The 24,873-nt window shown below is 30.7% G+C and carries 15 protein-coding genes, 2 tRNA genes and 1 pseudogene; all 18 read left to right on the top strand.

Features of this window, described 5'->3' with window-relative positions:
• Nucleotides 1-58: 58 nt before the first annotated feature.
• The 18 genes and pseudogenes from ftsH to dnaK all read left to right on the top strand — a co-directional run bounded on the left by ftsH (nucleotide 59) and on the right by dnaK (nucleotide 24,817).
• Nucleotides 59-1,996 (top strand): ATP-dependent zinc metalloprotease FtsH, encoded by a 1,938-nt coding sequence (gene ftsH, locus QMA81_01545; GenBank protein WHL24993.1) that lies wholly within the window; start codon nucleotides 59-61, stop codon nucleotides 1,994-1,996.
• Nucleotides 1,997-2,124: 128 nt separating this feature from the next.
• On the top strand, nucleotides 2,125-2,976 hold the full coding sequence (gene folP, locus QMA81_01540; protein ID WHL24992.1) for a dihydropteroate synthase: 852 nt from the start codon (nucleotides 2,125-2,127) through the stop codon (nucleotides 2,974-2,976).
• Nucleotide 2,977: 1 nt separating this feature from the next.
• Entirely contained in the window at nucleotides 2,978-4,330 is a 1,353-nt protein-coding gene (glmM, locus tag QMA81_01535; protein ID WHL24991.1) for a phosphoglucosamine mutase, read from the top strand.
• Between the two features lie 167 nt (nucleotides 4,331-4,497).
• Entirely contained in the window at nucleotides 4,498-4,773 is a 276-nt protein-coding gene (gene secG / locus QMA81_01530) for a preprotein translocase subunit SecG (protein ID WHL24990.1), read from the top strand.
• Nucleotides 4,774-4,947: 174 nt separating this feature from the next.
• Nucleotides 4,948-5,034 (top strand) — tRNA-Leu (locus QMA81_01525).
• 70 nt (nucleotides 5,035-5,104) lie between these two features.
• Nucleotides 5,105-5,178, top strand: a tRNA-Met gene (locus tag QMA81_01520).
• Between the two features lie 467 nt (nucleotides 5,179-5,645).
• Complete coding sequence (nusA, locus tag QMA81_01515) at nucleotides 5,646-7,157, top strand: transcription termination factor NusA (GenBank protein ID WHL24989.1); 1,512 nt, start codon at nucleotides 5,646-5,648, stop codon at nucleotides 7,155-7,157.
• Nucleotides 7,158-7,188: 31 nt separating this feature from the next.
• Nucleotides 7,189-9,861, top strand: a complete 2,673-nt coding sequence (infB, locus tag QMA81_01510; GenBank protein ID WHL24988.1) for a translation initiation factor IF-2 — start codon at nucleotides 7,189-7,191, stop codon at nucleotides 9,859-9,861.
• A gap of 116 nt (nucleotides 9,862-9,977) precedes the next feature.
• Nucleotides 9,978-10,367, top strand: a complete 390-nt coding sequence (gene rbfA, locus QMA81_01505) for a 30S ribosome-binding factor RbfA (protein ID WHL24987.1) — start codon at nucleotides 9,978-9,980, stop codon at nucleotides 10,365-10,367.
• Between the two features lie 17 nt (nucleotides 10,368-10,384).
• Nucleotides 10,385-11,158: pseudogene (gene truB / locus QMA81_01500) on the top strand (tRNA pseudouridine(55) synthase TruB).
• A 341-nt stretch (nucleotides 11,159-11,499) separates the two neighbouring features.
• Nucleotides 11,500-11,769, top strand: a complete 270-nt coding sequence (rpsO, locus tag QMA81_01495; GenBank protein WHL24986.1) for a 30S ribosomal protein S15 — start codon at nucleotides 11,500-11,502, stop codon at nucleotides 11,767-11,769.
• Nucleotides 11,770-11,916: 147 nt separating this feature from the next.
• Nucleotides 11,917-14,016, top strand: coding sequence for a polyribonucleotide nucleotidyltransferase (gene pnp, locus QMA81_01490; protein WHL24985.1), 2,100 nt, complete (start codon nucleotides 11,917-11,919; stop codon nucleotides 14,014-14,016).
• A 656-nt stretch (nucleotides 14,017-14,672) separates the two neighbouring features.
• Nucleotides 14,673-16,433 (top strand): DEAD/DEAH box helicase, encoded by a 1,761-nt coding sequence (locus QMA81_01485; GenBank protein WHL24984.1) that lies wholly within the window; start codon nucleotides 14,673-14,675, stop codon nucleotides 16,431-16,433.
• Nucleotides 16,434-16,525: 92 nt separating this feature from the next.
• Nucleotides 16,526-16,948, top strand: coding sequence for a DNA polymerase III subunit psi (locus QMA81_01480; GenBank protein ID WHL24983.1), 423 nt, complete (start codon nucleotides 16,526-16,528; stop codon nucleotides 16,946-16,948).
• Nucleotides 16,949-17,823: 875 nt separating this feature from the next.
• Nucleotides 17,824-20,271 carry a bifunctional aspartate kinase/homoserine dehydrogenase I gene (gene thrA, locus QMA81_01475; GenBank protein ID WHL24982.1) on the top strand — a complete coding sequence of 816 codons (2,448 nt, stop codon included), beginning with the start codon at nucleotides 17,824-17,826 and terminating at the stop codon, nucleotides 20,269-20,271.
• A gap of 21 nt (nucleotides 20,272-20,292) precedes the next feature.
• Nucleotides 20,293-21,228, top strand: coding sequence for a homoserine kinase (gene thrB, locus QMA81_01470; protein ID WHL24981.1), 936 nt, complete (start codon nucleotides 20,293-20,295; stop codon nucleotides 21,226-21,228).
• Nucleotides 21,229-21,231: 3 nt separating this feature from the next.
• On the top strand, nucleotides 21,232-22,533 hold the full coding sequence (thrC, locus tag QMA81_01465) for a threonine synthase (GenBank protein ID WHL24980.1): 1,302 nt from the start codon (nucleotides 21,232-21,234) through the stop codon (nucleotides 22,531-22,533).
• 370 nt (nucleotides 22,534-22,903) lie between these two features.
• Nucleotides 22,904-24,817 (top strand): molecular chaperone DnaK, encoded by a 1,914-nt coding sequence (gene dnaK, locus QMA81_01460; protein WHL24979.1) that lies wholly within the window; start codon nucleotides 22,904-22,906, stop codon nucleotides 24,815-24,817.
• Nucleotides 24,818-24,873: the final 56 nt, after the last annotated feature.

Here is a 24,873-nt window from a genome sequence, read left to right as displayed (position 1 = left end):
CGTATAACGTGTTAAAATTATTCAAATTTTGTTGTAATGCAATTGCGAGGTTAATCTTTTGAGTGATATGGCTAAAAACTTAGGTCTCTGGTTGGTTATTGCAGTAGTTTTTATATCTTTGTTCCAGAGTTTCGGGCCTAGCGACTCGGGTAGTCGCAAATTGGATTATTCTACTTTTATGTATGATTTGAACCAAGATCAAGTTAAAGAAGCTCGTATTAACGGTCGTGAAATTGTTGTTATAAAAAAGGATAGTAATCGTTATACCACTTATATTCCAGTAAATGATCCAAAATTACTTGACATTCTTTTAACCAAAAAAGTAAAAGTTGTTGGAGAGCCTCCAGAAGAACCTAGTTTAATTACATCTATTTTTATTTCTTGGTTTCCAATGCTATTATTAATTGGGGTATGGGTTTTCTTTATGCGTCAAATGCAAGGAGGCGGAAAGGGCGCTATGTCTTTTGGGAAAAGTAAAGCACGTATGTTAACTGAAGATCAAATTAAAACTACTTTTGCAGATGTAGCAGGATGTGATGAGGCAAAAGAAGAGGTAAAGGAATTAGTAGATTATTTGCGTGAACCTAGTAGATTTCAAAAATTAGGAGGAAAAATTCCAAAAGGAATATTAATGGTAGGACCTCCTGGTACTGGAAAAACGCTTTTAGCAAAAGCAATTGCTGGAGAAGCAAAAGTTCCATTTTTTACTATTTCAGGTTCTGATTTTGTAGAAATGTTTGTTGGTGTTGGAGCATCTCGTGTACGGGATATGTTTGAACAAGCCAAGAAAGCTGCACCATGCATTATTTTTATCGATGAAATTGATGCAGTTGGTCGTCAAAGAGGTGCAGGATTAGGAGGAGGACATGATGAACGTGAACAAACTTTAAATCAGATGTTAGTAGAGATGGATGGATTTGAAGGGAATGAAGGTATTATTGTTATAGCCGCCACTAATCGTCCAGATGTACTAGACCCAGCTCTATTGAGGCCAGGTCGATTTGATCGTCAAGTAGTTGTTGGATTACCAGACATTAGAGGTAGAGAACAAATATTAAAAGTACATATTAGTCATGTACCATTATCATCGGACGTAGACATATTAGTAATTGCTAGGGGAACACCTGGATTTTCAGGAGCTGATTTAGCTAATCTTGTGAATGAAGCAGCATTATTTGCTGCTCGTAATAATAAGAATATGGTATCAATGGTAGAATTTGAAAAAGCTAAAGACAAGATTGTAATGGGTGCTGAGCGTCGTTCTATGGTAATGACAGAAGCTCAAAAAGAATCTACTGCCTATCATGAGGCTGGCCATGCTATAATCGGTAGGTTGGTTCCAGAGCATGATCCAGTGCATAAAGTTACTATAATTCCTAGGGGACGTGCTTTAGGTGTAACATTTTTTTTACCAGAGGGCGATGCAATTAGTACAAGTAGACAAAAATTAGAGAGCCAAATTTCTACGTTATATGGAGGTAGACTTGCTGAAGAAATAATTTATGGCCCAAATAAAGTATCTACTGGTGCATCTAATGATATTAAGGTAGCTACTTCTATTGCTCGGAATATGGTGACTCAATGGGGATTTTCTGAAAAACTTGGGCCATTATTGTATGCAGAGGAAGAGGGAGAAATATTTCTTGGACGTTCAGTAGCTAAAGCAAAACATATGTCTGATGAAACTGCTCGTATTATTGATCAGGAAATTAAATTTTTGATTGAAAGAAATTATGTTCGTGCTCAAAATCTTTTAATAGAAAATGTAGATATCCTTCATTCTATGAAAGATGCATTAATAAAATATGAAACAATTAATGCATCTCAGATAAATGATTTGATGGATCGAAAATCAATTGAACCTCCGTCTGGATGGGAAAATAGTTCACTTGATATAAGTAACGATAAGAATGCTGCTTCTTGTATTTCTGCTGTAAAACCACCAAAATCAGTAAACAGAAAATCTTATAATGATAATCCTGATATTGCGTCATAACAATATGTAATAATTTATATGAAAGAATAAAAATTAATATTAGTTTTTTATCAAAAAGTATTTTCTATTTTATAAAAAATAATATTTAGATTAATTTAAAAAAATATATTGGAGATGTATGTGAATTTATGAGTTTAGTTATAAATAAACGTAATTTAAATTTTTCTGAAGTTCAAATTATGGGTATTTTAAATGTTACTCCTGATTCTTTTTTTGATGGAGGAAATTATCATACTCTTTCTAAAGCGATTGATCATGCATTTCATCTGATCTCTAACGGCGCTACTTTGATTGATATTGGCGGGGAGTCGACACGACCTGGATCTGATATTATAAGTGATGAAGAAGAAGCAGAACGTGTTATACCTGTAGTACGTGCTATAGCACAACGTTTTGATACTTACATTTCAATAAATACATCATCAGCATTAATAATACGTGAAAGCGCGGCTATTGGTGCTCATTTAATTAATGATGTACGCTCTCTCACTACTAAAGGATCTATGCAAGCTGCAGTAGATTGTAAGTTATCGGTGTGTTTAATGCATATGAAAGGAGAGCCTAAGACAATGCAAAATTTTCCGGTATATTATTCTAATGTCGTAGCTGAAGTAAATGAATATTTCTCTGAACAAATATCCCGTTTTGAATTAGCTGGTATTGCCAGAGATAAAATATTACTTGATCCAGGGTTTGGTTTTGGAAAGAATTTAGCACATAATTATCAGCTTTTAGCTAATTTGAAATGTTTTCAGCATTTTGGTTTGCCTTTATTAGTTGGTATATCACGTAAATCGATGCTTAACCTTAGTGACAATCAACATAATCCTAAAAACAGGTTAATAGGTAGTATTACTTGTGCAGTAATTTCGGTCATACAAGGCGTACGAGTTGTTCGTGTACATGATGTTAAGGAAACGGCAGAAGCATTACAAGTAGTTAAAACTATGTTGCAACATGAAAAAAGTAAGGAAACCTAATATGAAGCGCCTCAAATACTTCGGTACTGATGGTATTAGAGGTAGAGTTGGGAGCTTTCCAATCACTCCAGATTTTGTTCTGAAACTTGGTTGGGCTGCAGGTAAGGTATTAAGTTGTTATAGTACAGGTCGATCTAATCAAATTATTATTGGAAAAGATACTCGTATTTCTGGGTATATGTTAGAATCAGCATTAGAGTCAGGGTTAGCTGCAGCTGGTTTATCTGCGGCATTAACTGGTCCTATGCCTACTCCAGCTATTGCATATTTAACTCGCGCTTTTAGAGCTGAGGCTGGTATTGTAATCTCTGCTTCGCACAATCCTTTTTATGACAATGGTATTAAATTTTTTTCTGTTAAGGGTACTAAATTAGATAGCGAAGTAGAGCATTCTATAGAAATAGAATTAAATAAATGTCTAACATGCGTTGATCCAAAAGAACTAGGAAAAGCTAGTCGTATTGTTGATGCAGCTGGTCGTTATATAGAATTTTGTAAAGGAACTTTTCCCACTCATCTTAGTTTGAGAAAATTAAAAATAGTTGTGGATTGTGCTAATGGAGCTACTTACCACATAGCTCCGAGTGTATTTCGTGAGTTAGGTGCTAACGTGGTTACTATTGCATGTCGTCCGAATGGAGTAAATATTAATAAGGAATGTGGTGCTACAAATATTCAGAAACTACGTGCACAAGTATTGGCAAAAAAGGCAGATTTAGGTATTGCTTATGATGGGGATGGCGATAGGGTAATTATGGTTGATCATTTTGGAAATAAAGTAGATGGCGATCAAATGTTATATATTATCGCTCGAGAAAAATTGTATCGTAAAAAGCAACTAACAGGAGGCGTAGTAGGCACTCTTATGAGTAATATGGGCCTTGTATCAGCATTAAAACAGTTAAATATTCCATTTATACGTGCTGGCATAGGTGATCGTTGTGTGCTTTCAATGTTAAAAAAAAAGGGTTGGCATATTGGTGGAGAGAATTCAGGACATATTGTACTTTTAGACAAAACTACTACAGGAGATGGTATTATTGTTGCTCTTCAAATATTGTCCGCAATGGTAAATAATTGTGTAAGTTTATATGAATTATGTAACGATATGTATTTATTACCTCAAATTTTAGTTAATGTATATTATTCTGGTATTGATAATCCTTTAGAATCTGATTTAATTAAAAAAGAAGCCAAAGCAGTAGCAGAGGAATTATCTGAACAAGGACGTGTGTTATTACGTAAGTCCGGCACTGAACCATATATCCGTATTATGGTGGAAGGAAAAAGTTACGATAAAATATTGTATTTAGCAAATAAAATTGCTTCTGTAATAAGATCGCAAATAAAATAAATACGATGGTAATTGAGTTTAGTATTTTCTATATATTATGCACTGCCAATTTTAGTAAGTTATTTAACTTATACTTATATGAATTTTATTCATATAAGTATAAAATTAAGTACATAGCTATTATTTAATTGTAATAATTTATGTTTATGTAAGGATAATATAATGTTATGTATCAATTTTTTTTAGTGATATTTGTAATAATAGCAGTAGCTTTAATTGTATTGATTATGTTGCAACAAAATAAAGGTAATGATTCTGGAGGAATGTTTAGTAATCGATCTTTAAGTGATATGTTGAGTTCAGGAGGTTTCAATGATGGTATAACTCGTTTGATAGTAATTTTGGCTATATTGTTTTTTTTACTTAGTTTGTTATTAGGAAATATGAATAGCAAACAAAATCAGAAACATATTCAAAGCAGTGTACAAAATAGTCAATTTTAATATTAAATTAAATTTTATTTAAACTTTTTCTTGGAAAACACAATATATAATAGTATATCAGACAAGCGTACTCGTTCATGTATGATGAACAATATATACATAGACACATGTAATTAGTAATCAATATAAATAACAGTGATGTGTATATATTATTTTAATAATGTTTGCATCAATACCGAGGTGGTGGAACAGGTAGACACGCTACTTTGAGGTGGTAGTTTCTCTTGTTTGAGATTGCGGGTTCAAATCCCGCCCTCGGTATTACTTTATGATATAAATAATTTGATTTTCTAGAGTCGTATAGTGTATAATTTTATTGTTTTAGTATCGACGCGGGGTGGAGCAGTATGGTAGCTCGTCGGGCTCATAACCCGAAGGTCGTTGGTTCAAATCCGACCCCCGCAACCCTGTATTGATGCAGTACACACTTGATAAGTCTTGGTATCATAAAATAAAAAATAATTAAAATATGTTAGTATTTTTAGTTAAAATCTATCAATTATTTAATTGGGTTGCCGGTAACCAATTAATATCTAGCGAGTCTTGATAGATTAATTCTGATACTAATAATATATATTATCGAACAAGTATATTGCTAATTATTTTATATGAAAATTTATCAAGATATTCATTATTAGTTTCACGATATCAAATAGAATTCTGTTATACGTGCTATGAGGTTGTCTTATATACGCAAGTATGCTGGATTAGCGCTTGTCTATTTAATCATTAATTTTTATAATTTGAATCTATAATTGTGGTAATTTTGTATTTTAAATAAAAATGACTAAAAGATTATTATATTTAAAAAAGTTTACTTAAAGTAAGTAACATTTGGTAGTTATTAAGAATAGCTTTTTGAGATAACTAAGATGAATAAAGAGATTTTGGCTGTAGTAGAAGCAGTTTCTAATGAAAAAGCTGTACCTCAGGAAAAAATTTTTGAAGCATTGGAGATTGCATTGGCCGCTGCTACAAGAAAAAAATATGAACAGGATATTGAAGTACGTGTTGTAATTGATCGTAAATCAGGGCAGATTAACACGTTTAGGAGGTGGATTGTAGTGGAACAAGTTACTCAGCCCACTAGGGAAATTACATTAGATGCTGCTCGGTTTGAGAATCCAAAAATTAAAATTTATGATTATGTTGAAGATGTTATTGAATCTGTTAGTTTCGATCGTATTACAACGCAAACTGCAAAACAGGTTATTGTTCAAAAAGTACGTGAAGCTGAACGTGCAATTATTATAGAACAGTTTTTAAGTCGCCAAGGCGACATTGTAACTGGTATAGTAAAGAAAATTAATAGAGATAGCATTAATATCGATTTAGGAAATAATGCTGAAGGGATTATTAATAAAGAAGAAATGCTGCCACGTGAAAATTTTAGATTAGGAGATAGAATTCGTGGTATTCTATACTTAGTACGACCAGATTTTAAAGGTCCTCAATTGTTTATAAGTCGCACTAGAACTGAAATGTTGGTTGAATTATTTCGTATTGAAGTACCTGAAATTGGAGAAGAATTAATTACGATTAAGACTGCTGCTCGAGATCCTGGTTCACGAGCAAAAATTGCTGTCAAAACAAATGACAAGCGTATTGATCCAATAGGTGCTTGTGTGGGTATGAGAGGAGCACGTGTTCAGGCAATTTCCAGTGAATTAGGAGGAGAACGTGTTGATGTTGTGTTATGGGATGACAATCCTGTACAGTTTGTGATTAATGCTATGTCTCCTGCTGATGTCGCATCCATTGTTATAGATGAAGATAAGCATACAATGGATATTTCAGTAGAAGAGTCTAATTTAGCTCAAGCTATCGGACGAAACGGACAAAATATTCGTCTAGTATCTCAATTAAGTGGTTGGGAATTAAATATTATGACTGTGGACGAGTTAGAAAAAAAACGTCAGATTGAAATATGTGCTGTCACCAATATTTTTGTGAATACCTTAAATATTAGTGAACACTCTGCTCAAATTTTAATTGATTCAGGATTTTCTTCACTTGAAGAATTAGCGTATGTGCCTATAACAGAACTGTTATCGATAAAGAAAATTGATACTAAAACAGTGGAAGCAATTAGGAATCGTGCAAAAGATGCTTTAAAAAATTTTTCTATTACACATAACCAAGATGTTAAAGATAATAATCATGTTGATATTGTTAATCCTATTATAGAGTTGTTGAGATTATCTAATATTGAATATGAATTAGCATTAAAATTAATTGACCGTGGTATTTCTACATTAGAAGATTTAGCTGAACAAGATGTATCGATTCTATCCGATATCGAAGGAGTAACTAAGGAAAAAATTGGAGAATTAATTATGGAAGCTCGCAATATTTGTTGGTTTAATAATGATAATAAACATTAATATTATATTATAATAATAATTAAGGAACGCCATGATAGGTAGCACCATACAATCATTTGCTATGGAAATGAAGACATCGGTAGATCAATTAATACAATGGTTTTCATATCTTGGCATTTTTAAAACAGAAAAGGATGTTATAACTCAAATAGAAAAAGAAATCTTGTTTAAACATATGAATGATAATAAAAAAGAATTATCTAATAAATTAACATTACAACGAAAAACACGTAGTACTTTGAGTGTATCCGGTATTGGTGGTAGAAGTAAACAAGTACACATAGAGATACGAAAGAAACTTACATATATACAATATACTACTTTACAAGAGCCAGAGTGTATTGACTTAAAAAATAAAATGGTATCTAATGTTCATCATGATGTAACTGATTTAACTGAAAAAAATAATTTAATAAATAAAAAAGTGGATGACACTATAAATCCGTTTTTTTTAACACAACATTCTAAAAAAAATCATCGTTATTCTGAATCAGCAAAATATAAAGAAAAAGTGACAGGAAAGCCGCATCATCGTAAAGTTGAAGGTAAATATTTACAAGAAAAAAATGAAACACAATCAATTAAAAATAGATCTGAAGATAATTGGAATATTGAAGATTCAAAAATAATTCGTCCTAATTTAGAAAATAGTCATAACAGTAGCAAATTATATTGTATGCATTCACTAATAGAAAAAAATAACAATCAAAAATTAGAGAATGAGAGACGTAATCGCTCTCGTACGCGTACACGGAATCGAAGCGGAGGAAAATTAACTAAACAACAGCAACATAAAAGAAGCAATAATAATCATCGTCTATACACAATTATGCCTGATGAACTTGGTAAAGAAGAAGAGTTATATGTTTCAAATCGAATAGGTAAAAATAAGCGCAAACAAAGTGCATTACTGCAGAGTTTCAATAAGCCAGTTCAAATAATTACTCGTGATATTATTATTGGAAAAACTATAAGTGTCGCTGACTTAGCTAATAAAATGTCAATAAAAAGCTCGTATGTTATTAAAGTGATGATGCAATTGGGTATCATGGTAACTATTAACAAAATTCTTGATCAAGAAACGGCTCAATTAGTGGCGGAAGAAATGGGGCATAAAGTTATTTTACGTCATGATAACGAACTAGAAGAATCGATCATGAATGATCGTATTAATAGTTGTGCTGTGATCGAAAATCGAGCACCGATAGTTACTGTTATGGGTCATGTAGATCATGGAAAAACTTCTCTTCTTGATCATATTCGTTCGACTAAAATAGCACCCTCTGAAATAGGAGGTATTACTCAGAGTATAGGCGCATATAATGTAAGTACTGATAATGGAATGATTACTTTTCTAGATACCCCTGGACATGCAGCATTTACATCTATGCGTACTCGTGGAATTCAGTTAACGGATATTGTAGTTTTAGTAGTAGCTGCTGATGATGGGGTTATGCCTCAAACTATTGAAGCAATACAGCATATCAAAGCCGCTAATGTTCCTGTGGTAGTAGCAATAAACAAAATTGATAAACCAGAAGCAAATCCTGAACGAATAAAAAATGATTTAAATAATCATGGTCTTATTCCAGAAGATTGGGGTGGTGATACGCAGTTTATAAATGTTTCTGCTATTTCAGGCGATGGAATAGATAATTTATTAGATGCTATTTTATTACAGTCAGAAATATTAGAATTAAAAGCAATGCGCCATGGTATGGCAAGTGCTACAGTTATTGAGTCTTTTTTAGATAAAGGACGTGGTCCTGTAGTTTCTGTTTTAATTCGTGAAGGTACACTAAAATGTGGTGATATCATTCTATGTGGAACAGAATATGGACGGGTGCGTGCTATGCGGAATGAATTTGGTCATGATATTACTTCGGCAGGCCCATCAATTCCGGTTGAATTATTAGGTTTATCAGGGATACCTGATTCTGGAGAAATGGTTATTGTAGTTCGTGATGAAAAAAAAGCACGAGAGGTGGCTTTATATCGTCAAGGAAAATTTCGAGAAATGAAATTGGCTCGTCAAAAAGAACCTAATATAGCAAATATCTTTGCTAACATTAAGAATACTACTAGCGGTACTATTACTGAATTGAATTTAATTATTAAATCTGATACACAAGGTTCATCTGAGGCTATTCGTGAATCTGTAGAAAATTTATCAACTAGTAATATAATAGTAAAAATTTTATCTTCGTCTATTGGTGGTATTACTGAAACTGATATCGCATTAGCAGTAACTTATAACGCAGTTATTTTAGGGTTTAATGTTAGAGCAGATCTTTCTGCACGACGTATAATTGAGTTAGATCAAATAGATGTGCGTTATTATTCAGTAATTTACGATTTAATAAATGAAGTAAAACAAATGATGCACGGTATGTTAGTTCCACGATATAAACATGAGAGTATTGGTCTAGCAGAAGTACGGAGTGTGTTTCGTTCTCCAAAATATGGAAATATTGCCGGTTGTGTAGTTATTGAGGGGATGATAAAATGCCATAAAAAGATTAGGATTATACGAGATAATATAGTTACTTATGAAGGCGAATTAGAGTCATTACGTCGTTTTAAAGATGATGTTCATGAAGTAAGAAGTGGGGTAGAATGTGGTATCAGTATAAAAAATTATAATGATATTCATTCTGGAGATATGATTGAAGTGTTTGACATCATAAAAATGCCTCGTGTATAACTTTACATAAGACATGCTTGATTACGTTGGATCCCCTTAATTATAAATAAAAGGGGAAGGTTCGTGTTTGTTTATGAACGTGAGGTGTAATTATTTATAAAAGGTAAAGAGAAGACATGTACATTCAGCATCAAAGTAGCTATTATCGCACTCAACGTGTTTCTCAAGAAATACACAAAAATATTTCTATTATTTTGCAGCATAAAATTGATGATATCCGTATAGGTAAACCTACCGTTTCAGGAGTTCAAGTATCTAAAGATTTAAAAAACGCTAATATTTTCGTTACTTTTATTGATAAAGATAGTCCAGAAGAAATAAATTCTGCTATTGTAACATTACAACGTGCCTCACGTTTCATTCGTTTTCTGTTGGCTAATACGATGTGTTTACGTATCATTCCTATTTTGTTATTTAAGTATGATTCTTCATTAAGTGAAGGAACAAAAGTGTGTGATTTAATCACTGCTGTTACAACGAAGATCTCGATAGAGAAATTAAGTTAAATATATTAGAGTTATTAGTGAAGAGATATAAAATCAGATTAATTAGAGATATTAATGGTATTCTATTATTAGATAAACCTAAAGGAATATCTTCTAGTGCATTATTAAATAAAATCAATAAATTATTTTGTGCAAATAAAATAGGGCATGCTGGTACTTTAGATCCTTTGGCTACAGGAATGCTTCTTGTTTGTTTTGGCAAGGCGACTAAATTTGCTAGATATTTGTTGAATTATGACAAAAGATATAAAGTAATCGCTCAATTGGGAACAAGTACTGATACTTTTGATTCAGATGGAGTAGTTGTTCGTGTTTCATCTGTACAACTAAATAATAGTAAATTAGAACAATGCTTAGAATCTTTTAGAGGAGTAAAAAATCAGATTCCTCCTATGTTTTCATCATTAAAATATCGTGGGTTGCCTTTATATAAATATGCTAGAAAGGGAATGACTATTCCTAGAAAACCTAGGATAGTTCATATATATAATTTACATCTTCTTAAAAAGACAGAAAATATTATTGAGTTAGATGTTCATTGTTCTAAAGGTACTTATATTCGGAGTATGGTAAATGACATTGGGGAAAACTTAGGTTGTGGAGCTCATGTCATAGAATTGCGTCGTTTATCAGTTGGGAAATATATATCTTCTTCTATGGTAAATATAAAAACCTTGGAAACTATTTTTTATAACGATTCTTTTGATGATTTAGAAGCCTTTTGTAAATTAGACGAATTATTGATACCAATGAACTCGATTATGATTGAACACATTAAATATAGTCAATAAATATAAATGAAATCACAGCGTATATATTCTTACTAATCAAATTAAGAATATAATAGCAGAATGTATTTTAATTATTTTATTCTATTAAATGATCCGAGTATAAATATTACTGTGTTACTTATTGTCTATAAAAGAAAAGCGGATTGAAACAATAATTCAAACTTGTGATAATCATGTACGAGGAACAAGAACAACGTTTTGCTGTTATCTAATTTATTTATTTTTTTAGATAAGATAGTGGTCAAAATAGAACATTAAATATTAATTAAAGTTTTATTTAATTTCAGTTTAAAATATAATTTATTTTTAAACATAGGTTTCTAAAATAAAAGGTGTTTTGCATGTCTTGGGATACTAAAAGGAAAATAGAAATAATTTCTACATTTGGTCATAATCTTAAAGATACTGGTTCTACTGAGGTACAAGTTGCTTTATTAACTGAACGTATTGATTATTTGAAGCATCATTTTTTAAAACATAAAAAGGATCATCATAGTCGCCGTGGATTACTTAAAATGGTTGCTCATCGACGAAGATTATTGAAATATTTAAAGGAAAATCATGTTTTACGTTATACTAATTTAATAAAAAATTTAGGATTACGTCATTAAGATAAATTTGTAATTAAATTAAAGCCATGATGTATTTGTAGCTTATTATTTTAAAGTTAAAAGTAAAATGAGAAGTATTTGTTAATAAATCATAGATAATTAATTCGATACATAAAAATTATATTTTAAATATAAAAGGATATTGTTTTGTTAAATCCGATCATTCATAAATTTAAATATGGAAAACATACTGTAACTTTAGACATTGGAACTGTAGCTCGTCAAGCAAATGCTGCAGTCATGGTGAGTATGAATGATACTACAGTACTTGTTACTGTAGTTAGTTCTAATCAAGTAAAATTAGAACAAGATTTTTTACCTCTTGTTGTGAATTATCAAGAACGCACGTATGCTGCCGGGAAATTTCCAGGAGGTTTCTTTCGTAGAGAGGGTCGTCCAAGTGAAAACGAAACGTTAACATCGCGTCTGATTGATCGTCCTATTCGACCATTGTTTCCTAAAGGATTTACTAGTGATGTGCAAGTGGTTGCTACAGTGATGTCAGTAAATCCGCAGGTCGATCCAGATATTGTAGCAATAATAGGAGTTTCTGCTGCATTAAGTTTATCCGATATTCCATTTCTGGGACCAATAGGAGCCGCTAGAGTTGGTTATATTAAAAATAAATACGTACTAAACCCAACAACAACGGAGTTATCTAATAGTAAATTAGATTTGGTTATTTCAGGTACTGAATCTAATATTTTAATGGTAGAATCAGAATCATGTTTACTAAGTGAAAAAGAAATATTAGATGCTATTATATTTGGACACGAACAACAACAAACAGTAATTTGCAATATTAATAAATTAGTCAAAACATCTGGAAAATCTAAATGTTTTTGGAAAGAAAGAGAAATTAATATGTCTTTAAAAACATATTTATCTGAATTATATGAGTCTCGTTCTAAGGATATATATTGTTTTTTTGATAAACAGGAGCGTCATGCTCAAGTTGATAATATTAAGAAAGACATAATAAAGACTGTTCTTAATAGTAGTTATAATAGTAATGGCGTTTTAGAAGAAAAGGAAATAATGTATCTTTTAAATTGTTTAGAAACACAATCAATTCGTTATCGCATTCTAACAAATAAATTACGTGTTGATGGACGTTTAAAAGATGTAATTCGCGAAATAGATATAAAAACAGGTATATTACCTCGTACTCATGGATCAGCATTATTTACTCGAGGTGACACTCAGGCATTGGTAACTGTTACACTTGGTACAGAACGTGATGCACAGAATGTTGATGGACTAATTGGGGCACGTATTGATAGATTTTTATTGCATTATAATTTTCCACCATATTGTGTTGGGGAAATAGGTATTATGGGCGCTCCAAAAAGAAGAGAGATCGGGCACGGGCGATTAGCAAAGCGTGGAATGTTGGCGGTTATGCCTGATTCTAATGAATTTCCTTATACAATACGTGTAGTGTCAGAAATTACTGAGTCTAATGGATCATCTTCCATGGCATCTATCTGTGGAACATCTTTGGCGTTAATGGATGCTGGAGTACCGATTAAAGCATCAGTTGCTGGTGTTGCTATGGGATTAATTAAAGAAGGAAGCGACTTTGTGGTATTATCTGATATTATAAGTGATGAAGATCATATTGGAGATATGGATTTTAAAATATCTGGTAGTCGTCAAGGCGTAACGGCGCTACAAATGGATATTAAAACAGATGGAATTACTTATGATATTATAAATATTGCATTAGAAAAAGCAAAACATGCTAGGTTTCAAATATTAGATCTTATGGATGAAATTATCAAGACCCCCAAGAAGGAAATTTCAATATTTGCCCCAAGAATATACAGTATTAAAGTTAATCCAGGTAAAATTAAAGATGTTATAGGAAAAGGAGGATCTGTCATTCGTTCATTGACTGAAGAAACTAATACTATTATCGACATTGAAGATGATGGTACTATAAGAATAGTTTCTTTAGATTATGATAAAGCGAAACAAGCTATTCGCAGAATTAACGATATTACTGCAAATGTTGAGATAGGAGCTATTTACACTGGAAAAGTTACGCATATTGTTGAATTTGGAGCATTCGTAACTATTTTATCTGGAAAAGAAGGATTGGTACATATTTCTCAAATTTCTGAAAGAAGAATAAATAAAGTCACTGATTATTTAAAATTAGGACAAGAAGTACTAGTTAAGGTATTAGAAATAGATCGTCAAGGACGAATTCGTTTGAGTATGAAGGGCATAACAGCCGTATAAATACACATTTATATACTGTAATGATAATAATAGTTATTTAGTTATTGTATGTGTATATACTAATATACAAATGTGTATTTGTTTACATAAATTGATAATTATTTATTGATCTATTTGAAGCGTGTTGCATTGCGATTTATAGTGATTTAATTATATTTGAAATTGTTTAATATAAATAAAAAATAAATAGTTTAATAATATATTTGTAGGAATAAATTTAAGAGTAAATTTTAAATTATTATTCATAAATAGAGATTAAAATGAGTAGGTATACAATGGAACATTGGTGCATTACAAAATAAATATAGATATTCAAGAAGTTAATAAAAATTGGAATCTTATTTGTACATGTTATTATGCAGCGATATATAAATTATTACTGTATATAGGTGATGATTTAGTAATATTTTAGAAATCAATATTTTGTTTTTAGAAAAGGTAGTGTTTATATTTTTTAATGTAGTTTTCACAAATATTATACGCTTTTTTAATCATAATCTCCTGAATTTAATATATATATGAAATAGTAGTATTATTCTTTGAATGATCTTAATCCATATATGCACGTATTTCTACGTTAGGGAATATTATTTTTAAAAAATTTTTATATTTAACTTATATAGTTAATTGGTTTATTAAACATGGAGTAATTACAGATGTCAAAAACCGCAGATTCTTTTATGGATTTAGGGTTAAATCATCATATAATTAATGTCCTACAGGATATCGGATATGCAAAACCTTTACCTATTCAAACCCAGTGTATTCCATATTTATTGGCTGGATATGATGTATTAGGAATGGCGCATACAGGTAGTGGGAAAACTGCAGCATTCGTGTTGCCATTATTGCATAATGTCGATATTAATGATTCATTTTCTCAAGGCTTAATTGTGACACCTACTCGAGAATTAGCGATCCAAATTGGAAGAGTATGTTCTAATTTTACAAGATATATGGATAAAATAAATATTGTGACTTTATATGGAGGACAAAGCTATGATATTCAATTGAGTGCTTTGAATAAGAGACCTCATATTATTGTCAGTACTCCAGGTAGGTTAATAGATCATTTAAATCGTGGTACTGCTGATTTATCTAAATTAAAAACTTTAGTGATAGATGAAGCTGATGAGATGTTACGTATGGGGTTTATTGAAGACATTGAGCGTATCATTAAAAATATTCCAATTAAACATCAAACAGCATTATTTTCTGCTACTTTGCCTATGGGTATTCGTCGCATAAGTTATAGATTTATGAATAACCCAAAAGAAGTATATATTCATACTGATACAAATATGTGTGCTGATATTAAACAAAGTTACTGGTTAGTGCGCGGGATAACTAAACATGAAGCGTTAATGCGGTTTTTAGAAACAGAAGATTTTGAAGCAGCCATTGTTTTTGTTCGTACTAAATGCGCAACATTGGAAATTTCTAACATATTAGAAAAATTTGGTTATAATAGTGCGGCTTTAAACGGAGATATGAATCAAGCAATACGACACCAAACGTTAGATCGATTAAGACACGGAAGTTTAGAAATTCTTATAGCTACTGATGTTGCTGCTCGTGGATTAGATGTTCATCGTATTAGTTTAGTAATAAATTATGATATACCAATAAATTCTGATGCCTATATACATCGTATAGGAAGAACTGGTAGAGCAGGACATTCCGGCAAATCTTTATTGTTTGTAGAATATAAAGACTATCGTCTATTACGTAATATTGAACGTAAAATAAATTTAAATATTACAGAGGTTCGGTATCCTACTGTTAAAACTTTACTTGCGTGTCGTTTAGCTAAATTTGCTAACAAAATAGAATGTCAATTAAATACTAATAATGATTTAGATATATATCGATCATTATTACCACAAATAAAACCTAAACAAGGTTTGACAATAGAAAATTTAGCAGCCATTTTATTAAAAATAGCACAGGGAAATCGTCCATTAGTGTTGCCTCCAGATCCAATTATTAAAAACAAATCACATTATAAAATAAATACGAAAAATAACTATAAAAATAACTGTCGTATTGATAATAGAGTTTCGAAAGCTAAATTGAAATCTAAGAAAATATCTTCTGAAAATATGGATATTTATCATATATCAGTAGGACGCAACGATGGAGTGAAAATCCGCCATATTATTGGGATGCTTTCAAATAAAATTGATAATATTCGTTGCTATGGAATAGGTAATATTAGATTATTTTCTTGTCATTCTATTATTGAACTAAATAAAGGACTATCTAACAATAAAATATTAACTCAGTTATCTCATGCACGAATTTTAAATAAACCAATAAATATGAAATTATTAGGTAGCACGTCTTTGCGTAGTAGTGTGTATCACAATAAAAAAAAATTTCCTGAAAATATATGTGTATCTGATAAGATTATATAAAAATTAAATTAGTTAAACATGCAATTACTATTGCAGCATTAATTATTTATATTAGTTATATATAATACTATATACATTAAATGTGAGAAAGTATGTGGATTAATAACGAAGATAAACAAAATAATTCTGTTCTACAGAAATTAGGAATTGTACTGTGGAAATTGCGATATCCTGTAGTTTTAAATGATAATAATCAGATTAAATTATGGATATGTCTTCGTTTGTTGTTAATATCATCAGATTTTCCAATATCATTAAATGACCCATTTGTTAAGGATGTTATACGCGCTATGCAGTTGAATCCAAAAAAAGTATACGCATTAACTAGTAGTCAAATTAACCAATTGATTATTCCATCAGGATTTTCTTGTCACTGTTGGTGGATTGGTACTGAAGTATCAAAAAATTTTCATGGCATATGTTTAAATACTCCATCATTACCAATATTAAAATGTAATGTTAAAGCTAAGCGTGATTTGTGGCGACAAATTAGTTGTATTAAATTTAATATTTAAGTTGTTTAAAAATATTCTATCAAAAATGAAAAGTAATTAATTATATTATTATAATAATAAATATTATTTTATATTTTGAGTTTTAAAAATATATTTATGAACACTCTATACATTTATTTAAAGCTATCTATATAGATAGATAAAAGTTTGTCGCATAATTGAAGTCAATGTTGCAGAAATGATAAGTTATTTTAACACCATATTAATGCTAATTGTATAATTTTATATGTACTCCACATGTGTGGAGTACATATAAAATTATTTAAAAGTATATTAATGTTTAATAAATCTTCAATTTTTACTAATTCTATTTTTTACTTTATTGATATTCATATTTTTATATGAAAACCTCGTAAAATTATTTCTTATATTAACAATATATTTTATGTTAATGAACAATATTGTTTTGTTATTGTTCTATTAGAAGATATTATTTTGTTCCATATTTAATATAATAAATATTCAAGTATATGAATATATAAACATTGCTTAATTTCATTCTATTTTATATATAAAACATCTTTGATAAATACATGTTGTATATTTCTCATAGTGAGACGACTTGTATATATAAAATTATAGTATTTATTTTAATTTTTAATTAAAATAAATACTATAATTTTAGCGAAGTTTTACTATACCTAAATAATAATCAGTTATCTCATCACGGAGTTTTATTATAGATAGTATTTATATTAAGTGATATAATGATATAATTGATTATAATGTGTGCTTGTTCTAATTTTTAACTATTTATTATAATGATTATTCATAAAAATACGCTAAATAATATGGATAAATATTAAGGGACTTTTGCGTATCTATTTTATTAATAAAGGTTCAAGATATTAGAAATCATATTTAGGAGATAAAATATGCGAGTATTGAAATTTGGTGGAACTTCGCTTTATAATGCAAATCAATTTATTCATGTCGCCAATATTATTGAAAAAAATGCTCAAGAAGAACAAATAGCAGCAGTATTATCAGCACCTGCAATGATTACTAATCATCTAGTATCCATCATCGACCACACATTGAATGGTGATTCAATTTTAGAACATATTCATAATATAGAAATTATTTTTAATACTTTATTAAAAGATATAGGTCAGATTCAACCAGGATTTAGTCATATAGCTTTGCTAGCTATATTAGAAAAAGAATTCGTTCATTTAAAAAATTTACTCCATGGAATTTCATTATTAAAATTTTGTCCAGACAGTGTAAACGCTAATATTATTTGCTTAGGAGAAAAATTATCTATTATCTTAATGGAAGGTTTATTAATCGCAAGAAATCTCCAAATAACTGTTATTAATCCAGTAGATAATCTTGTAGCTCAAGGAGGAGGATATCTTGCTTCTATGGTAAATATTGAAGAATCTGCACGACGTATTCAAAATATATCTATTTCTCATTCAAATATTATATTGATGGCTGGATTTACTGCAGGTAATGAGCAAGGAGAATTAGTTGCTTTAGGGAGAAATGGTTCCGATTATTCAGCCGCAATTTTAGCGGCCTGCTTAAGAGCTAATCGTTGTGAAATTTGGACAGATGTAGATGGTATTTATACATGTGATCCGCATCAAGTACCTAATGCAAAATTATTACATTCATTATCTTATCAAGAAGCCATGGAGCTTTCTTATTTCGGAGCTAAAATTTTACATCCACGCACTATTGTTCCAATTGCTCAATTCCACATACCTTGTTTAATAAAAAATGTTTTTAAGCCTAATGCCCCTGGAACATTAATTGGACCAATTAATGATGATTCAACTAATATAGTTAAAGGAATTACATATCTAAATGATATGGTAATGTTAAATATTTCTGGGCCAGGAATGAAAGGTATGATTGGTATGGCTGCTCGTGTATTTTCAGCAATGTCTAAGGCCATATGCTCAGTAGTGTTAATTACTCAATCATCTTCTGAATACAGCATAAGTTTTTGTGTGCCTTATCAAGAATTATCAAAAGCTTGTACTTCATTGAACGACGAGTTTAATTTAGAGTTAAAAAATGGTCTTTTAGAGCCAATAGATGTGATACAAGATCTTGCAATTATTTCGGTTGTTGGAGATGGTATGCGCACTCAACTCGGTTTATCTAACAAATTATTTGGTGCATTAGCTCGTGCTAATATTAATATTATTGCTATTGCTCAGGGATCTTCAGAGCGTTCTATTTCGGTAGTTGTAAAAAATAATGTTACTGCTATTGGAATTAGAGTAGCTCATCAAATGTTATTTAGTGTTGATCAACTAATAGAGGTATTTATTATTGGATCTGGAGGTGTTGGTACTGCTCTAATCGAGCAAATTAGACGTCAGAAATATTGGTTAAAAAATAAACACATTGATTTACGAGTATGTGGAATTACTAATTCACGAGTAATGTATATCAATATAAATGGAATTGATTTAAATCATTGGAAATCATCACTTAAAAAATCACATGAATCTTGTGATTTGAAGAAATTAATAGATGTTATAAAAGAAAATCATTTTTTAAATCCAGTTATTGTTGATTGCACTAGTAGTGTTGATGTTGCTGATCATTATGTAAATTTTTTGTTAAATGGTTGTCACGTAATTGCTCCAAATAAAAAAGCTAATACAGGATCTATGAAACGTTATCGGACGCTGAGAGAAGCTGTGATAATATCACGAAGAAAATTTTTGTATGATACTAATGTAGGGGCTGGATTACCAGTTATAGAAAATTTGCAAAAATTGTTGAATGCTGGAGATGAATTAATAAGTTTTTCAGGTATTCTATCCGGATCTTTATCTTTTATTTTTGGAAAATTAGATGAGGGATTATCATTATCTGCTGCAACTTTGTTAGCTAAGAATAAAGGTTATACTGAACCAGATCCTAGAGACGATCTTTCTGGTATAGATGTCGCTAGGAAATTACTAATTTTGGCACGAGAAGTTGGATATGAATTAGAATTAGAGGATATTCAAATCGATCCAGTAATACCACATAATTTCATGAGTGAGCATAATACGGAAAGTTTTTTGGAAAAGTTATATTTGTTAGATGATATTATTTTGAGTAAAGCTAAAAAAGCATATGAATCAGGACATGTATTGCGTTATGTTGGAAATATACAAAAAGGACAATGTCGTGTGCAAGTTGAATCTATAGATAATAATCATCCATTATTTAAAGTAAAAGATGGAGAGAACGCTCTTGCATTCTTTACACGATATTATCAGCCGTTACCATTGATATTACGCGGTTATGGTGCAGGAAATGATGTTACAGCAGCAGGAGTATTTGCAGATTTATTACGTACTTTATCATAAAAATAGTAAGGATATATAGATATGGTCAGAATTTATGCTCCAGCATCTATTGGTAATATTGGAGTAGGATTTGATACATTAGGTATGGCAATTACTCCAATAAATGGTAGTTTACTGGGAGATTGTGTAAGCATTGAAGATTCTAATATATTTAGTTTAAAAAATACAGGATGTTTTCATAATCAATTACCAACACAATTGGAAGAAAACATTGTATTTCAATGTTGGAAAAAATTTTGTGAAACTTTAGGACAAATGTATCCTGTAAATATTAAGTTAGAAAAAAACATTCCTGTTTCTTCCGGTTTGGGTTCTAGCGCTTGTTCTATAGTAGCTGTATTAGTAGCAATGAATTATCATTATGGATCTCCACTTAATAAAGATCAATTGCTTTCGTTGATGGGAGAAATGGAAGGAAAAATTTCAGGGTCAATCCATTTTGATAATGTATCACCTTGTTTTTTAGGAGGTATGCGTTTGATTTTAAGAAATTGTAATATTGTTAACCAAATGATTCCTAGTTTTAATAATTGGTTATGGATTTTAGCATATCCAGGCGTGAAAATATCTACCGCGATGTCTCGATCAATATTACCGAATCAATATAATCGAGAAGATTGCATTAATCACAGTCAGTATTTGTCTGGATTCATTCATGCTTGCCATACTCAACAAGAATCTTTAGCAATTGAATGCATGAAAGATATTATCGCAGAACCTTATCGCTCGCGATTATTTCCAGTAAAGTTATCTTATATACGTCATAATATTATTAAAAAAGGCGCTGTATCTTGTGGTATTTCAGGATCTGGTCCAACAATTTTTGTATTATGTAATACTTATGATGTAATAGAAGATATTTCTAATTGGTTATCACGTTTTTATTTGCAAAATGATTCAGGTTTTGTTCGAATCTGTTCCCTCGATAAGCGCGGAGCACGTATTATGGTAGAATAGTTAATGAAATTATATAACATTAAACAACATGCTGAACAAGTTACATTTTGTCAAGCTCTTATACAAGGACTAGGAAAAGACCAAGGGTTATTTTTTCCGGTAGATCTTCCAAAGTTCTCAGTACTTGAAATTAATTCTATGTTAGAAATGAATTTCATAGAACGTAGTGCACATATTTTATCTACATATATTGGCCCTGAGTTATCAAAAAATAGTATATTAAGTTGTGTTCAGAACGCTTTTAATTTTCCAGTACCGTTAGTATTTATAAAAAAAAATATTGCCATTTTAGAACTTTTCCATGGACCAACTTTGGCTTTTAAAGATTTTGGAAGCCGATTGATGGCGCGAATGTTAAATAAAGTTAATCATCGGTTCAATAAGCCTATGGTTATTCTTGCAGCTACGTCTGGAGATACAGGGGCAGCTGTAGCTCATGCTTTTGTTAATTTGAGTAACATACACGTTATTATTCTATATCCTAAAGGGAAAATTAGTGGATTGCAAGAAAGATTATTCTGCACTTTAGGAGGTAATATTTCTACTATATCAGTAGATGGAGATTTTGATTCATGTCAATTTTTAGTAAAAAAAGCTTTTGAAGATAGTACATTACGACAAATTTTAGATTTAAATTCTGCTAATTCTATTAATATTAGTCGTTTATTAGCGCAAGTTTGTTATTATTTTGAAGGAGTATCGCAATTACCACATCAAATGCGTAATAAATTAGTTATTGCAGTTCCCAGTGGAAACTTTGGAAATTTGACCGCGGGGTTATTAGCACAATCTTGTGGGTTGCCAGTGAAAAAGTTTATTGCTGCTACTAATATTAATGATACTGTTCCTAGATTTTTACGAAATGGTTATTGGGAGCCTCATCCTACTGTCTCAACTTTTTCTAATGCAATGGATGTAAGTCGTCCAAATAATTGGCCTAGAATAGAAGAATTATTTCGTCGAGAAAATAGATCTATTAAAGAATTAAAATATGGTTGTGTCAATGATATGCTTACCGAAAAAACAGTTCAAGAAATTTCAGATTTAGGATATCTCTCTGAACCTCATACTGCTGTAGCGTATCGATTATTATCTGATCAATTAGATTCTGATGAATTTGGCATATGTCTTGGTACTGCTCATCCTGTTAAATTTAAAGAGCTAGTAGAATGTTTTTTACAAAAAAAGATACAAGTGATATTACCGGGTGCATTGAAAGAACGTATGAGATTACCTATTTTATCATATGAAATATCTAAATGTTTTTCTTCATTACGTAATTTAATTTTAAAAATAGTATCTTAAATTTTGTGTATAAACGATATGTATCATTATTAAAAATTTTTAATATATTTATTATTGTATACATTCAATTGATGTATACAATAATAAATATTTAATCAGTTTATGGTGCAATTAGTGCAACAAGACTAAATTTTTATAGAAATAATGATGAAGACTAAATGTTATATAATAATAGTCATGCTCTATTATTAAGATAGGTATTTTTATAATTTTGTTAGTAATATATTTGAAAAATAATAATTAAATTAGAATTTGTATGATGTTTTTGAAAAGTTTTGAAAACAAACTTATTTTAAGGTTGAAAAGTACAGTTTTGACCGCATATCAGGTGCATAGTGTGGTTGAATTGATTTTCAGTGGAGGCGTTTAGATGGGAAAAATTATTGGTATAGACTTGGGCACGACCAATTCTTGTGTTGCAATTATTGAAGGAAATAAGCCTCGTGTATTAGAAAATAGCGAAGGTGATCGTACAACTCCTTCTATTATTGCTTATACACAAGATAATGAGATTTTAGTTGGTCAGCCGGCCAAACGTCAGTCTGTTACTAATCCTAAAAATACTTTGTTTGCTATTAAACGACTGATTGGTCGTAGATTTCAAGATAAAGAAGTTCAGCGTGATGTTAATATTATGCCGTATAAAATAATTTCTGCCAATAACGGAGACGCTTGGTTAGATATTAAAGGTCAAAAAATGGCTCCTCCTCAAGTTTCCGCTGAAATTTTGAAAAAAATGAAAAAAACAGCAGAGGATTATCTTGGAGAGCAAATATCAGAAGCGGTTATTACGGTCCCAGCTTATTTTAATGATGCTCAACGACAAGCTACTAAAGATGCTGGGCGTATTGCTGGTTTAGAGGTTAAACGTATCATAAATGAACCAACTGCTGCAGCATTAGCTTATGGTTTAGATAAAGAAACTAGGGGCAATCGTACTATTGCTGTATATGATTTAGGTGGAGGAACTTTTGATATTTCGATTATTGAAATTGATGATGTTGATGGAGAAAAAACTTTTGAAGTGTTGTCTACTAATGGGGATACTCATTTAGGTGGTGAAGATTTTGACAGTCTTTTAATAAATCATTTAGTAGATGAATTTAAAAAAGATCAGCGCATTAATTTATATAATGATCCTTTAGCAATGCAGCGATTAAAAGAAGCAGCAGAAAAAGCAAAGATAGAATTATCTACTTCGCATCAAACTGATGTAAATTTACCATATATTACAGCAGATAATACTGGTCCGAAGCATATGAATTTTAGAGTAACGCGTGCTAAATTAGAATCTCTTGTAGAAGATTTAGTAAATCGTACTATGGAGCCACTCAAAGTGGCATTAAAAGATGCTAATTTATCTGTTACTAAAATAAATGATGTTATTTTGGTAGGTGGTCAGACTAGAATGCCTCTTGTACAAAAAAAGGTTTCCGAATTTTTTCAAAAAGAACCGCGTAGAGACGTTAATCCTGATGAAGCAGTGGCTATCGGAGCAGCGGTACAAGGGGGAGTATTGTCAGGAGATGTGAAAGATGTGTTGTTGTTGGATGTAACTCCATTATCTTTAGGGATTGAAACTATGGGTGGAGTCATGACCTCATTGATCTCCAAAAATACTACTATCCCTACTAAACATAGTCAAATTTTTTCTACAGCTGAAGACAATCAATCTGCTGTTACTATTCATGTATTACAAGGTGAAAGAAAAAGAGCAAGTGATAATAAATCGTTAGGACAATTTAACTTAGATGGAATAGCGCCAGCAATGCGTGGCACACCCCAGATTGAAGTAACTTTTGATATTGATGCTGATGGTATTTTGCATGTATCTGCTAAGGATAAAAATAGTGGACGTGAACAGAAGATAACTATTAAAGCTTCTTCTGGTTTAAATGAAGAAGAAATTAAGAAAATGGTTAAAGAAGCAGAAGTTAATGCTGAATCAGATCGTAAATTTGAAGAATTAGTACAAATTCGTAATCAGGCTGATCATTTATTACATAGTACAAAAAAACAATTAAAAGAAGTAAGTGACAGTATTTCATTAGATGATAAATCTTCTATAGAAAGCGCATTAAGAGAGTTGGAATCAGTAATAAAAAATGAAGATAAAAGTGAAATTGAATCTAAAATTCAATCTGTAATAAAAGTTTCTGGAAAATTGTTAGAAGCAAGTCAAAAACATCAAGAACAATCTAAATCTCAAACTTCTAATAGTACTGCTGATCCAACTGGAGAAGTGGTGGACGCAGAATTTGAAGAAATAAAAAATAAAAAGTAATTTTTTGAAAAATTAAATTTAGAATAGGAGAAAATAATATTAAAGTTATAACTCAA

This window comes from Candidatus Blochmannia vicinus, assembly GCA_030020825.1.
Classification (GTDB): Bacteria; Pseudomonadota; Gammaproteobacteria; order Enterobacterales; family Enterobacteriaceae; genus Blochmanniella; species Blochmanniella vicinus_A.
Note: the sequence above shows the minus strand (reverse complement) of the source record. Positions and strands in the feature narration are given on the sequence as shown.

Coding starts and splice junctions, on each gene's coding strand:
- folP (WHL24992.1), top strand. CDS start 2,125: ATGAGTTTAGTTATAAATAAACGTAATTTAAATTTTTCTGAAGTTCAA.
- glmM (WHL24991.1), top strand. CDS start 2,978: ATGAAGCGCCTCAAATACTTCGGTACTGATGGTATTAGAGGTAGAGTT.
- secG (WHL24990.1), top strand. CDS start 4,498: ATGTATCAATTTTTTTTAGTGATATTTGTAATAATAGCAGTAGCTTTA.
- nusA (WHL24989.1), top strand. CDS start 5,646: ATGAATAAAGAGATTTTGGCTGTAGTAGAAGCAGTTTCTAATGAAAAA.
- infB (WHL24988.1), top strand. CDS start 7,189: ATGATAGGTAGCACCATACAATCATTTGCTATGGAAATGAAGACATCG.
- rbfA (WHL24987.1), top strand. CDS start 9,978: ATGTACATTCAGCATCAAAGTAGCTATTATCGCACTCAACGTGTTTCT.
- rpsO (WHL24986.1), top strand. CDS start 11,500: ATGTCTTGGGATACTAAAAGGAAAATAGAAATAATTTCTACATTTGGT.
- QMA81_01485 (WHL24984.1), top strand. CDS start 14,673: ATGTCAAAAACCGCAGATTCTTTTATGGATTTAGGGTTAAATCATCAT.
- QMA81_01480 (WHL24983.1), top strand. CDS start 16,526: ATGTGGATTAATAACGAAGATAAACAAAATAATTCTGTTCTACAGAAA.
- thrA (WHL24982.1), top strand. CDS start 17,824: ATGCGAGTATTGAAATTTGGTGGAACTTCGCTTTATAATGCAAATCAA.
- thrB (WHL24981.1), top strand. CDS start 20,293: ATGGTCAGAATTTATGCTCCAGCATCTATTGGTAATATTGGAGTAGGA.
- thrC (WHL24980.1), top strand. CDS start 21,232: ATGAAATTATATAACATTAAACAACATGCTGAACAAGTTACATTTTGT.
- dnaK (WHL24979.1), top strand. CDS start 22,904: ATGGGAAAAATTATTGGTATAGACTTGGGCACGACCAATTCTTGTGTT.